Origin of the sequence: Pseudacidovorax sp. NFM-22 (assembly GCF_021401245.1) — a bacterium.
Taxonomy (GTDB): Bacteria; Pseudomonadota; Gammaproteobacteria; order Burkholderiales; family Burkholderiaceae_C; genus Xenophilus.
The window spans coordinates 436,162-449,085 of sequence record NZ_JACBFY010000004.1; the positions used below are offsets into that span (position 1 = coordinate 436,162).

The 12,924-nt window shown below is 69.2% G+C and carries 12 protein-coding genes; 11 read left to right on the forward strand and 1 reads right to left on the reverse strand.

Annotated elements, in window-relative coordinates:
• Positions 1–16: 16 nt before the first annotated feature.
• Positions 17–1,009: a S1C family serine protease gene (locus L0984_RS16885; protein WP_234194850.1), complete on the reverse strand. Its 993-nt coding sequence runs from the start codon at positions 1,007–1,009 to the stop codon at positions 17–19.
• Positions 1,010–1,098: 89 nt separating this feature from the next.
• Here L0984_RS16885 and L0984_RS16890 point away from each other — a divergent pair, with 89 nt between their 5' ends.
• The 11 genes from L0984_RS16890 to L0984_RS16940 all read left to right on the forward strand — a co-directional run bounded on the left by L0984_RS16890 (position 1,099) and on the right by L0984_RS16940 (position 12,852).
• Complete coding sequence (locus tag L0984_RS16890) at positions 1,099–1,941, forward strand: TatD family hydrolase (RefSeq protein WP_234194852.1); 843 nt, start codon at positions 1,099–1,101, stop codon at positions 1,939–1,941.
• Between the two features lie 197 nt (positions 1,942–2,138).
• A complete protein-coding gene (locus L0984_RS16895; protein WP_234194854.1) occupies positions 2,139–2,714 on the forward strand; it encodes a hypothetical protein in 576 nt (191 codons plus the stop codon).
• Between the two features lie 132 nt (positions 2,715–2,846).
• Entirely contained in the window at positions 2,847–3,377 is a 531-nt protein-coding gene (locus tag L0984_RS16900) for a DNA-deoxyinosine glycosylase (protein WP_234194856.1), read from the forward strand.
• Positions 3,374–4,138, forward strand: coding sequence for a spermidine synthase (locus L0984_RS16905; RefSeq protein WP_234194858.1), 765 nt, complete (start codon positions 3,374–3,376; stop codon positions 4,136–4,138). Before L0984_RS16900 ends, L0984_RS16905 begins: the two co-directional genes overlap by 4 nt.
• Complete coding sequence (locus L0984_RS16910; RefSeq protein ID WP_234194860.1) at positions 4,135–5,976, forward strand: GspE/PulE family protein; 1,842 nt, start codon at positions 4,135–4,137, stop codon at positions 5,974–5,976. Before L0984_RS16905 ends, L0984_RS16910 begins: the two co-directional genes overlap by 4 nt.
• Positions 5,977–6,091: 115 nt before the next feature.
• On the forward strand, positions 6,092–6,580 hold the full coding sequence (locus L0984_RS16915) for a tripartite tricarboxylate transporter TctB family protein (RefSeq protein ID WP_017757023.1): 489 nt from the start codon (positions 6,092–6,094) through the stop codon (positions 6,578–6,580).
• A gap of 12 nt (positions 6,581–6,592) precedes the next feature.
• Positions 6,593–8,104 carry a tripartite tricarboxylate transporter permease gene (locus L0984_RS16920; RefSeq protein ID WP_234194861.1) on the forward strand — a complete coding sequence of 504 codons (1,512 nt, stop codon included), beginning with the start codon at positions 6,593–6,595 and terminating at the stop codon, positions 8,102–8,104.
• Positions 8,105–8,331: 227 nt separating this feature from the next.
• Positions 8,332–9,297 (forward strand): Bug family tripartite tricarboxylate transporter substrate binding protein, encoded by a 966-nt coding sequence (locus tag L0984_RS16925; RefSeq protein ID WP_234195050.1) that lies wholly within the window; start codon positions 8,332–8,334, stop codon positions 9,295–9,297.
• 44 nt (positions 9,298–9,341) lie between these two features.
• A complete protein-coding gene (locus tag L0984_RS16930) occupies positions 9,342–10,958 on the forward strand; it encodes a gamma-glutamyltransferase family protein (protein WP_234194863.1) in 1,617 nt (538 codons plus the stop codon).
• 1 nt (position 10,959) lies between these two features.
• On the forward strand, positions 10,960–11,883 hold the full coding sequence (locus L0984_RS16935) for a DMT family transporter (protein WP_234194866.1): 924 nt from the start codon (positions 10,960–10,962) through the stop codon (positions 11,881–11,883).
• 171 nt (positions 11,884–12,054) lie between these two features.
• A complete protein-coding gene (locus tag L0984_RS16940) occupies positions 12,055–12,852 on the forward strand; it encodes an SDR family oxidoreductase (protein WP_234194869.1) in 798 nt (265 codons plus the stop codon).
• Positions 12,853–12,924 lie beyond the last annotated feature (72 nt).

The window sequence follows — 12,924 nt, forward strand, 5'->3', positions numbered from 1 at the left end:
TGGGCAGCGGACAGCGTCAGAAGGGCGGCGAGCCCACCGCCGAGGCGGCGTTCTCGATGGGCACCGCAAAGCCAATGCCGATGAAGGTACGTTGCTGCGTCGGGTTGAGGATGGCGGTGACGATGCCCAGCACCTCGCCGTCCATGTTGATCAGCGGGCCGCCGGAGTTGCCGGGGTTGGCCGCCGCATCGAACTGGATCAGGTTGGACAGTTCCTGCCTGCCCTCCGGCGACTGGAAGGAGCGCTTGAGCCCGGACACCACGCCGGCGGAGACCGAGGGTCCGATGCCGAAGGGAAAGCCCACGGCCGCGACCTGATCGCCGGGGCGCAGGTCGGCGGTCGATTTCATGGTGGCGGCCACCAGGTCGTCGGGGATCTTCTGCGCCTGGAGGACGGCCAGGTCGTTCTCGGGCTGCACGCCGGTCACGGTGGCCACCGACTCCAGGCCGTCGAAGAAGGTCACCTTGATCTTCTGCGCGCCCGCGACCACATGCAGGTTGGTCAGGATCACGCCCTTGTCGACGATGACCACGCCGGTGCCGATGCCGCGCTCGACCTCGCCCGGCGGGCCCGAGGCCTCGGGCGGCTTGCCGCGCGCCATGTTGCGGCCGCGCTTTTCGGTGCGGGCAGCGGGGGTTTCCTTTTCCTCGCCGTAGCTCACGACGCGCACCACCGAGGGCCGGATCGTGTCCGCCGCGCGCGTCGCCTGCGAAGGCAGCGTCTGCGTCTGCAGCGTCTTGAGCACGGCGGCGTCGATGTCCTTCTGCGTCAGTTGGAGCCCGGCGGTCGGGCGCTGCCACAGCCAGGCGCTGGTGGCGCCCAGGGCCAGCACGGCCACCGTGAGCGTTGCCACGGTGCGGCGGCCAGGCTGCCATGCCGCCGGGCGGGCGGTCGGCCCGGGGGAGGGGGCGTCGCCTTGCCCTCCCGCTGGCGGCAACGGGGAGGACATCGGCTCGTCCTCGGCAACGGGACGACGGGGCGACGGGCTGTAGCGGGCGGGCCTGCGCATCGATGCACCTCCGGAAAAGTGATGCAGGGGTGGGGTCACCCTAGCACGCTTCGTACCGCTTTGCAGCCCCTGCGGCATGATCTCCCCGCATGGCGGTCTTCATCGATACCCACTGTCACCTGGATGCGCCCGAATTCGGTGCGCAGGCGCCGCAGGTGCATGCGCGTTCGCGGCAAGCGGGCGTGGCGCTGTGCCTGATCCCGGCCGTGTCCGCCTCCAATTTCGACGCCGTGCGTGTGCTGGCGCATGCGCAGAAGGACGCTTATGCGCTGGGCATCCATCCGCTGTGCACCGCGGGGGCTGGCGAGGCGGCGCTCTCGGCCCTGGAAGGTGCGCTGGATCGCCATGCCGACGATCCGCGTCTGGTGGCGGTGGGCGAGATCGGGCTGGACTATTTCGTACCCGGCCTCGACGGCACGACGCAGGAGCGGCTGTTCCGGCGTCAGCTTCAGATGGCCTGGCAGCGGCAACTGCCGGTGCTGCTCCATGTGCGCCGCTCGGTCGACAAGGTGCTGCGCCAGCTGCGCGAGGTGGGCGGCGGCCGGCCCTGGCACGGCATCGCCCATGCCTTCGTCGGCAGCCGTCAGCAGGCCGAGGAATGCCTGGCACTGGGACTGAAGCTCGGACTGGGCGGCGCGATGACTTTCGAGCGGGCGACCCGGCTGCGCGACCTGGCGGCGCAACTGCCGCTGGAGTCCTTCGTCCTCGAGACCGATGCGCCGGACATCCCGCCCAGTTGGCTCTACCAGACCCGGGAGGCGCGCGAAGCCGGCCTGCCCCAGGGGCGCAACGAGCCGGCGGAAGTCCCGCGCATCGCGCAGGTGCTGGCCGAACTGCGCGGCCTGCCCGTGGGCGACGTGGCAGCGGCCACGACGCGAAATGCCCTCCAGGCGGTGCCCCGACTGGCGGCATTGATGCCCCTCGCGGGATGAAGGGCTTGCCGGCCTGTCGGACGCGGCCGATACGGCTTCGTAGGCGGAGGTCGCAACATGGCGTTCCAGCGATTGCAAGGCGTTCTTCGGTGTCATCCTCCGGTCACGGCCTGCCGTTGCAGGCCATACGGGGCACCACCCCGTGTGTCCCCAACCGGGGCTGCCCCAGGCGGCCCATCTCCAAAGGAGCGATTCCGATGACAACGTACAACCTCCGCGCCCTTCCTGCTGCCCTGATCGTGGCCATGGCCGCCATCGGCCTGCCGGCGGTCGCGCAGACCAGCGCCACGACCACGACGACCACCACGGCGACGACGCCGGCCATGCCCGCGACCACGCAACCCACCGTGACGGAGCGGGCCAAGGAAACCGGCAAGGAGGCCGTCGACGCCACCGAGCGCGGCGCCAAGAAGGCCTACCACGCCACCAAGAACACCGCCGAGAAGGCGGCCGACGCTACCGAGCATGGCGCCAAGAAGGCCTACCGCAAGACCAAGGAAGTCGGCGGCGAAGCGGTCGATGCCACCGAAAGCGGCGCCAAGAAGGCCTATCGCAAGACCAAGGAAGTGGGCGGCAAGGCCGTCGACGCCACGGAAAGCGGCGCCAAGAAGGCCTACAGCGCGACCAAGCACGGCGTGCAGAAGGCCGGCGATGCAACGGCCAACGTGGCCCACAAGACGGCCGACGGCATGCGCACGGCCGGCGACAAGATCGGCGAGAAGATCCCCGGCACCGAGCAGAACGAAGCGGCCAAGGCAGCCGGCAAGCAGTGATGGGGTGAGTGCCGCCGAGTCCTGCATCCCGCGGGATCGGCGGCCCACCCGGCCCATGGCAGAGAGCCCGCTTCGGCGGGCTCTTTCGCATGGTGGCCCAGACGCTGGGTTCGACCGCGCGATGATGGCGCCATGCCGGTGTCGTCTCCTTCGTCCCAACCTGAGCCGCCGCTCCTGGAAGGGCTTGCGCCCGTGGTCGCCGCCCACACCCGGCTGCTGATCCTGGGCAGCTTCCCGAGCCGCATCTCGCTCGAGAGGCGGCAGTATTATGCGAACCCCCGCAACCAGCTCTGGACACTCTTGCAAGCCCTCTGGCCCGAGCAGCCGCTTCCGCCTTCTCACGACTATGCCGGGCGCTGCCGGTGGATCCTCGATCGAGGCCTGGGGCTGTGGGACGTGTACGCACGCTGCCGGCGCACAGGCAGCCTGGATTCCGCCATCCGCGACGCCGAGCCGAACGACCTGCGCCAGCTCGATCTTCCCCGCCTCGAAGGCGTCGCCCACAACGGCGCCGCCAGCCATGCCCAGGCCATGCGGCTGGGCATGACAGGCGTGGTCGTCCATCGCCTGCCTTCCACCAGCCCGGCCCATGCCGCCTGGAGTCTGGCGCGCAAGACCGAGGCCTGGCGCGAGGTCTTCGCACGACACGGGCTCTGCGCATGAAGGCCCGCCGCAGCAAGCCTCAGGACCTGCCCGAGGTCAACTTCTCGGACTGGGGCGACATCCGCTACCTGCACCTGGGCACGGAGTGGGTGCAGGGCTCCATGCGCATCGACGCGCCCTTCGAGATCGAGCTGGAGTACGTGCAGCGCATGATGGCCTGGCTGCTCTTCGTCGAGCCGTCCGAGGTGGCCAAGCGCCATGCCATGCAACTGGGGCTGGGCGCGGCCTCGCTCACCAAGTTCTGCCGCAAGCAACTGCGCATGCGCACCACCGCCATCGAGCTGAACCCGGCGGTGGTGGCCGCCTGCCGCGGCTGGTTCAAGCTGCCGCAGGACGACGCCAAGCTCCAGGTCGTGATCGCCGATGCCGCCGAAGAGGTGCGACAGCCTCAGTGGCAGGGCAGCGTGCATGCGTTGCAGGTCGACCTGTACGACCACGAGGCGGCCGCGCCGGTGCTCGACAGCGCCGAGTTCTATGCCGACTGCCGCGGCGTGCTGGCCGAGGACGGCTGCATGACGGTCAACCTCTTCGGCCGATCCTCCAGCTACGACCGCAGCGTCGAGAAGATCGCCGAGGCCTTCGGCGCCGATGCCCTGTGGGCCTTCAAGCCCACGCGCGAGGGCAACACCATCGTGCTGGCCCAGCGTACGCCCTCCCGGCCCAAGCGCGAACGGCTGGCCCAGCAGGCCGAAGCGGTCTCGGCGCGCTGGGGCCTGCCGGCGCCCAAGTGGCTGCGCGTGTTCAAACCCCTGCAGCCATGACGCGATCCGCACACGCCGGCATGCCGAACGTCCATCAAGGCCCGGTGGTGTTGCGCACCCTGGTGGAGTGGCTGGCGCAGGACGGCGTCATCAGCCGCGAAGAGGCCGACCGCACCATCGCCCGCTGCGCCCAGGCCGAGAGCAGCCAGCATCCGCTGGTGCGACTGGCCAACGTGGCCATCACCGGCGCTGCGGACGGGCGGCCGCTCGACCTGGAGCGGCTCACAGAGTGGCTGGCCGGCCGCGCGGGCCTGCCCTACCTGCGCATCGATCCGCTCAAGGTGGACGTGGGCAAGGTGGCCGACGTGATGAGCGCGGCCTATGCCGAGCGCCACAAGGTGCTGCCGGTGCAGGTCGGCCCCACCGAGGTCATCGTGGCGACGGCCGAGCCGTTCATCGCCGACTGGGTGGCCGAGGTCGAGCGCCAGTCGCGCCGACAGGTCCGGCGCGTGGTCGCCAACCCGGTCGAGATCCATCGCTACACCGCCGAGTTCTTCGCCCTCGCGCGCTCGGTGCGGGCCGCGCAGAAGGCCGGCGGGCAGGCGGCGGCCACCAGCTTCGAGCAGCTGGTGGAGTTGGGCCGCAGCAACCGCCAGCTCGATGCCAACGACCAGAGCGTGGTGCAGGTGGTGGACTGGCTCTGGCAATACGCCTTCGACCAGCGCGCATCGGACATCCATCTGGAGCCGCGGCGCGAGCAAGGCGTGATCCGCTTCCGCATCGATGGCGTGCTGCATCCGGCCTACCAGATGCCGCTGACGGTGATGAGCGCCATGATTGCCCGCATCAAGCTGCTGGGCCGCATGGACGTGGTCGAGAAGCGCCGCCCGCTGGATGGCCGCATCAAGACCCGCCGCCTGCGCCCGGCGCTGCCCGGTGCAGAGGCCGCCGGCACCGGTACCGCGGCGCACGAGGAGGTGGAGATGCGCCTGTCGACGCTGCCCACCGCCTTCGGCGAGAAGATGGTGATGCGCATCTTCGATCCCGACACGGTGGTCAAGGACCTGGACGCGCTGGGCTTCTCGGCCCACGATGCCGCGCGGTGGAAGTCGCTGGTCGGCCATCCGCACGGCATCATCCTCGTCACCGGCCCCACCGGCTCGGGCAAGACCACCACGCTGTATTCGACGCTGCGCCGCGTGGCCACCGAGGAGGTCAACGTCAGCACCATCGAGGATCCGATCGAGATGATCGAGCCCTCGTTCAACCAGACCCAGGTGCAGCACCAGCTGGACTTCGGTTTCACCGAGGGCCTGCGCGCGCTGATGCGGCAGGACCCGGACATCATCATGGTGGGCGAGATCCGTGACCTGGACACCGCCGAGATGGCGGTGCAGGCCGCGCTCACCGGCCACCTGGTGTTCAGCACGCTGCACACCAACGACGCGCCCAGCGCCATCTCGCGCCTGATGGAGCTGGGCGTGCCGGCCTACCTGGTCAACGCCACGCTGCTGGGCGTGATGGCCCAGCGCCTCGTGCGCACGCTGTGCCCGCACTGCAAGCAGCCCGACGACACGGTCACGCGCGAGACGCTCGACGAGCTCGCTGCGCCCTGGCGCGTTAGCGGCGGCACCGTGCGGGCCTACAAGCCCGTGGGCTGCATCGAATGCCGCATGACCGGCTATCGCGGCCGCACCGGCCTCTACGAGCTGATGACGGTGAGCGAAAGCTTCCGCGGCCTGCTGGGCCAGGCGCCCGACATCGGCGCGCTGCGTCGGCAGGCGGTGGCCGACGGCATGCGGCCGCTGCGCCTGGCGGGCCTGCTGCGCGTGGCCGAGGGCCTCACGACCGTGGCCGAAGTGCTCGTGGCCACGCCGCCCCTTCAGGAAAGAAGCTGATCGGCGCCGGGGCAACCCCGGGCTTACCCTGAACTCAGGTTAGGTGGAATCCACATCAAAGCTGACTGGTGGCTGACCAAAAATCCGCCCACTCTTTTTTGTGTGGAGACCGTTCGTGAAGATCAAAAGTCAGAAGGACTTTTTCGCGGGCCTCATGTTCACGCTGGTCGGGGCCGGGTTCGCCTGGGGCGCCACGACCTACACCGTGGGCAGCGGGGCGCGCATGGGTCCGGGGTATTTCCCCCTCATGCTGGGCATCGTCCTGGCCGTCCTCGGCCTCGTCGTCATCTTCGGTTCGCTGACCGTGGAAACGGTGGACGGCGAGCCCATCGGCAAGATCGCCTGGAAGCCGCTGGTGTTCATCATCGCGGCCAACCTGGTGTTCGGCGTGCTGCTGGGTGGCCTGCCCAGCATCGGCCTGCCGGCCATGGGGCTGATCATCGGCATCTACGCGCTGGTGGTCATCGCGGCGCTGGCAGGCGCCGAGTTCTCGCTCAAGCTGGCGCTGATCCTCGGCACCATCCTCGCGGTGGGCAGCTACCTCGCATTCATCGTCGGCCTGAAGCTGCAGTTCCAGGTCTGGCCCACGTTCATCACCGGCTGATCGGCGCTATCCATGGACCTGATTAACAACCTTTCGATCGGCTTCGGCGCGGCGTTCACGCTGCAGAACCTGATCTATGCCTTCGTCGGCTGCCTGCTGGGCACGCTGATCGGCGTGCTGCCCGGCATCGGGCCGGTCGCCACCATCGCCATGCTGCTGCCGGCCACCTACGCGCTGCCGCCGGTGGCCGCGCTGATCATGCTGGCCGGCATCTACTACGGTTCGCAGTACGGCGGGTCGACCACCGCCATCCTGGTGAACCTGCCAGGGGAATCGGCTTCAGTGGTGACCGTGATCGACGGGCATGCCATGGCCAAGGCGGGACGAGGCGGGCCCGCGCTCGCGGCGGCCGGCCTGGGCTCCTTCTTCGCCGGCTGCGTGGGCACGCTGATCCTGGCCGCCTTCGCGCCGCCGCTGACCGAGCTGGCCTTCAAGTTCGGCCCGGCCGAATACTTCAGCCTGATGGTGCTGGGCCTGATCGGTGCCGTGGTGCTGGCCTCGGGCTCGCTGCTCAAGGCCATCTGCATGATCGTGCTGGGCCTGCTGCTGGGCCTGGTGGGCACGGACGTGAACTCGGGCGTGGCCCGCTACAGCTTCGACATTCCGGAACTGACCGACGGCATCGGCTTCATCGCCATCGCCATGGGTGTGTTCGGCTACGGCGAGATCATCTCCAACCTGGCCAAGCCGGAGGAAGACCGCGAGATCTTCACCGCCAAGCTGCAGGGCCTGTGGCCCACCAAGGAAGACTTCAAGCGCATGACGCCGGCCGTGCTGCGCGGCACCGCGCTGGGTTCGGCTCTGGGCATCCTGCCGGGCGGCGGCGCGCTGCTGTCCTCCTTTGCGTCGTACACGCTGGAGAAGAAGCTCAAGCCGCGTCCGGGCGAAGTCCCGTTCGGCAAGGGCAACATCCGCGGCGTGGCGGGCCCCGAGTCGGCCAACAACGCCGGTGCGCAGACCTCCTTCATCCCGCTGCTGACGCTGGGCATCCCGCCCAACCCCGTCATGGCGCTGATGGTGGGCGCGATGACCATCCACAACATCCAGCCGGGCCCGCAGGTGATGACCAGCAACCCCGAGCTGTTCTGGGGCCTGATCGCCTCGATGTGGATCGGCAACCTGATGCTGATCATCCTGAACCTGCCGCTCATCGGCATGTGGATCAAGCTGCTGTCGATCCCGTACAAGTGGCTGTTCCCGGCGATCGTGCTGTTCTGCGCCATCGGCGTGTACTCGACCAACAACAACACCTTCGACGTGTGGATGGTGGCCATCTTCGGCGTGGTCGGCTATGCCTTCATCAAGATGGGCTGTGAGCCGGCGCCGCTGCTGCTGGGCTTCATCCTGGGGCCGATGATGGAAGAGAACCTGCGCCGGGCGCTGCTGCTGTCGCGCGGCGAATGGAGCGTGCTGGTCACGCGGCCGATCTCGGCGGGCCTGCTGCTGCTGGCGGTGCTGCTGCTGGTGATCGTGCTGCTGCCCTCGGTCAAATCCAAGCGCGAGGAAGCCTTCGTCGAGGAATGACGGGGCGCGGGCGGGCCGCCAGCGGCACGCCCCTTGCACAGGACGACGGCACCTTCGGGTGCCGTTTTTCATTGGGGCGGCACCTGTGGCCCGATTCATAGATCGGCCGCATGAATTCATCAACCAAATCCATTTCCTCATCAGTGCGGAAAGCGTTCCAATCGGCGCCGCCCGACTGCCGGCCGACCGGCCCCCGAACGTTTTCTCTTTCCTCTTCGCCCATGACGATGCAACGCAGACATTTCCTGCAGGCCGCCTCGGCCTCGCTGCTCCCCGCCGGCGCCGCGCTGGCGCAGAGCTATCCGTCCAAGCCCATCCGGCTGATCGTGCCCTTTCCGGCCGGCGGGGCCACCGACCTGTTCGCCCGCACGCTGTCGCAGAAGATGGGCGAGAAGCTCGGCAACGCGCTGGTGGTGGACAACAAGCCCGGCGCGGGCGGCGCCATCGGCTCCGACCTGGCGGCCAAGGCCCCGGCCGACGGCTATACGCTGTTGCTGGCCACCACCAGCACGCATTCGGTGGGCCCGTCCATCAACCCCAAGCTGCCCTACGACACGGTGCGCGACTTCACGCCCATCGCCCACGTGGGCAATGCACCCAGCATCATGCTGGTGCCCAACAGTTCGCCCGCGCGCAGCGTGAAGGAATGGATCGAGCTGGCCCGCAAGAACCCCGGCAAGTTCAACTACGCCTCCAGCGGCAACGGCACCGTGGTGCAACTGACGGCGGAGCTGTTCAAGTCGATGGCGGGCGTGTTCGTCACCCACATCCCCTACAAGGGCACGGCCCTGGCCATGCCCGACCTGATGAGCGGCAAGGTGGACCTGCTGTTCGACTCGCTGCCCACGGGCCTGCCCTTCGTGCGCGATGGGCGGCTGCGCGCGCTGGCCGTCACCTCCCTCAAGCGCAGCCCGCTGGTGCCGGACCTGCCGCCGGTGGCCGACACGCTGCCCGGCTTCGAGTCGGTGACCTGGTTCGGCCTCTACGGCCCCAAGGGCCTGCCGGCGGACCTGGTGGCGCGCGTCAACACCGCGGCGGCGCAGGCCATCACCGACCCCGAGGTGCGCGAGAAGCTGGACAAGCTGGGCATCGAGCCCACCACCAGCACGCCGGCCCAGTTCGCGGCCATGGTGGCGCAGGACGCCGCCAAGTGGAAGAAGATCATCGTCGAGCGCAAGATCACCAACGACTGACCGCCCTCGACCCCCAGACAACCAGGACTTTGCAGGAGAGACCCATGAAGCGCTTCGACTACGGCAACCCCTATCCCTCCACCCGCATCCCCGTCTTCGCCCGCAACGTGGTGTCGACCTCGCACCCGCTGGCCGCGCAGGCCGGCCTGCGCATGCTGAACCAGGGCGGCAACGCCGTGGACGCGGCCATCGCCACCGCGGCCGTCATGACGCTGGTGGAGCCCGTCAGCAACGGCCTGGGCAGCGATGCCTTCTGCATCCTGTGGGACGGCCAGCAGCTGCATGGCCTCAACAGCTCGGGCTGTGCGCCCGCGGCCTGGACGCCCGACTACTTCCGCCGCAAGCACGGTGCCGATGGCCCCACGCCGCCCATGCGCGGCATGGACTCGGTGACGGTGCCGGGCGCCGTGGGCGCCTGGGCGGCGCTGTCGGAGCGCTTCGGCAAGCTGCCCTTCGCCGACCTGATGGTGCCCGCCATCGAGGTGGCCGAGCGCGGCTACCTGATCCCGCCCGTGGTGCAGCAGAAGTGGGCCGCGGCCACGCCGATCCTGCACGACCAGCCGGGCTTCGCGCAGACCTTCATGCCCTGGGGCCGCGCGCCCGAGGTGGGCGAGCTGTTCCGCTTTCCGGCCGCGGCCCGCGCGCTGCGCGCCATCGGCCAGACCCGCGGCGAGGCCTTCTACCGCGGCGAGATCGCCGAGGCCCTGGCCCGCTTCTCGGCGACCAACGGCGGCAGCCTGACGACGGCCGACCTGGCCAACTGGAAGCCGGAATGGGTCAAGCCCGTGAGCAAGGACTACCGCGGCTACACGCTGCACGAGATCCCACCCAACGGCCAGGGCATCGCGGCGCTGATCGCGCTGGGCATCCTGTCCAACTTCGACATCGGCTCGATGGCGATCGATTCGGCCCAGGCCCAGCACCTGCAGATCGAGGCCATGAAGCTGGCCTTCGCCGATATCTACCGCTACGTGTCGGAGCCATCGTCGATGACGGTGACCCCCGAGCAAATGCTCGATGACGCCTACCTGGCGAGCCGTGCCAAACTGATCGACATGCACCGCGCACAGGACTTCCAGGCCGGCAACCCGGTCAAGGGCGGCACCATCTACCTCACGGCCGCCGACGAGAGCGGCATGATGGTCAGCTTCATCCAGAGCAACTACATGGGCTTCGGCTCCGGCTGCGTGGAGCCGGAGTTCGGCATCAGCCTGCAGAACCGCGGCCACGGCTTCAGCCTGAAGGACGGCAGCCCCAACCAGGTGGCGCCGGGCAAGCGGCCCTTCCACACCATCATCCCGGGCTTCCTCACGCAGGATGGCCAGCCGGTGATGAGCTTCGGCGTGATGGGCGGCAACATGCAGCCGCAGGGCCACATGCAGACGCTGGTGCGCATGATCGACCACCACCAGAACCCCCAGGCCGCCTGCGATGCGCCGCGCTGGCGCTTCAACGCCGGGCTGAACATCAACGTGGAGTCGGCCATGAGCGCGGGCGTGGTGGACGGCCTGCGCGGCATGGGCCACGAGATCGACGTCATCAACGACTCGTACCAGGACTTCGGCGCCGGCCAGTTCATCTGGCGCATGGGCGATCCGAAGACCGAGGGCTACGTGATCGCGAGCGATCCGCGACGCGACGGCCTCGCCGCCGGTTGGTGAGATGAGCAGCGGCGCGGCGTCTTCCTCCGTTTCCCCCAAGGCCCGCGCCGGCACGGGCACCGGCCTGCTGCTGGCGGTGTTCGGGGCCATCGCCTTCAGCGGCAAGGCCATCATCGTCAAGCTGGCCTATCGCCATGGCGTGGACGCCGTGACGCTGATCATGCTGCGCATGCTCTTCGCGCTGCCGCTGTTCGCGGTCATGGCGTGGTGGGCCGGGCGGGGCAAGCCGCCGCTCACGCAGCGCGACTGGCTGGGCGTGTTCGGGCTGGGGCTGACGGGCTACTACCTGGCGAGCTTTCTCGACTTCGCCGGGCTGGCGTACATCACGGCCAGCCTGGAGCGGCTGATCCTGTACCTCAACCCCACGCTGGTGATGGTGTTCGGCTGGGCCGTGTACCGCCGCAAGGTACGTGGCAAGCAACTGCTGGGCGCGGCGATCAGCTATGCGGGGGTGATGCTGGTCTTCGGCCATGAGCTGGGCCTGGGGCAGGGCAGTGCGACGGCCTGGGGCGCCTTCCTCGTCTTCCTCAGCGCCATCAGCTATGCCATCTACCTCGTGTGGAGCGGCGAGTTCGTCAAGCGGCTGGGCTCGCTGCGGCTGGTGGGGCTGGCGACCACCGTGGCCTGCCTGCTGTGCATCGCCCAGTACCTGGTGCTGCGGCCCGTCGGCACGGTGCTGGACGTGGCACCCCAGGTCGTATGGCTCTCGGTGCTCAATGCCACGTTGTGCACGGCCGTGCCGGTGCTGGCGGTGATGATGGCCATCGAGCGCATCGGGCCGGCCGTGGCGGCCCAGACCGGCATGATCGGCCCCATGTCCACGCTGCTGATGGGCGTGGTGCTGCTGGGGGAGCCCTTCACCGTGTGGATCGCGGCGGGCACGGCGCTGGTGCTGGCGGGCATCTTCGTCTTCACTCGCCCCTGAGCACGCAGGTCATCGCGCGCAGGGCGCAGGCGCGTGCCGCTACGCCTGCAGGTCCTGCAGTCCGCACAGGCACTCCCCACAGCCGAGCACGGATCGCCCACCTCCGCTACCCTTGCGCCCCATCGCCGCCCGGCCGGTCCGGCGCGGCATTCATTTAGGAGTCTTCTTCACATGGATCTGGGTATTGCAGGCAAGACGGCGCTGGTGTGCGGCGCGAGCAAGGGTTTAGGCTTCGGCTGCGCGCAGGCGCTGCGGCGCGAGGGCGTCAACGTGGTGATCGTGGCGCGCGGCGCCGAGGCGCTGCAGGCCGCGGCGGCCAAGCTGGAGGCCGAGCGCCCGGCCAGCGGCGACGTCCCCTTCGTCAAATGGGTGGCGGCCGACATCACCACCGCCGAGGGCCGCGCCCAGGCCTTCGCCGCTCATGCCGACTACGACATCGTCGTCACCAATGCCGGCGGCCCGCCGCCCGGCGACTTCCGCGACTGGGACCGCGAGGCCTGGATCAAGGCCGTGGACGCGAACATGCTCACGCCCATCGAGCTGATCAAGGCCACGGTGGACGGCATGGCCGCGCGGGGCTTCGGCCGCATCGTCAACATCACCTCCAGCTCGGTGAAGGCGCCCATCGACATCCTGGGCCTGTCCAACGGCGCACGCAGCGGCCTCACGGGCTTCGTGGCCGGCGTGGCGCGCACCGGCCTGGCGGCCAAGGGCGTGACGATCAACAACCTGCTGCCGGGCAGCTTCGACACCGACCGGCTGCAGGGCACGGCCGCCGCTGCCGCCAAGAAGACCGGCCAGAGCGTGGACGCCATCCACGAGGCGCGCAAGAAGACCATCCCGGCCCGCCGCTTCGGCACGCCCGAGGAGTTCGGTGCCATCTGCACCTTCCTGTGCAGCATGCACGCGGCCTATGTCACCGGCCAGAACTGGCTGGCGGACGGCGGCGCCTACCCGGGCACCTACTGACCCGCTGCGCCCGGCGCCTTGCAATGGCGCCGGTCCCGCCCCGCACCGGCTGCGATCCCGCACGACAACCCA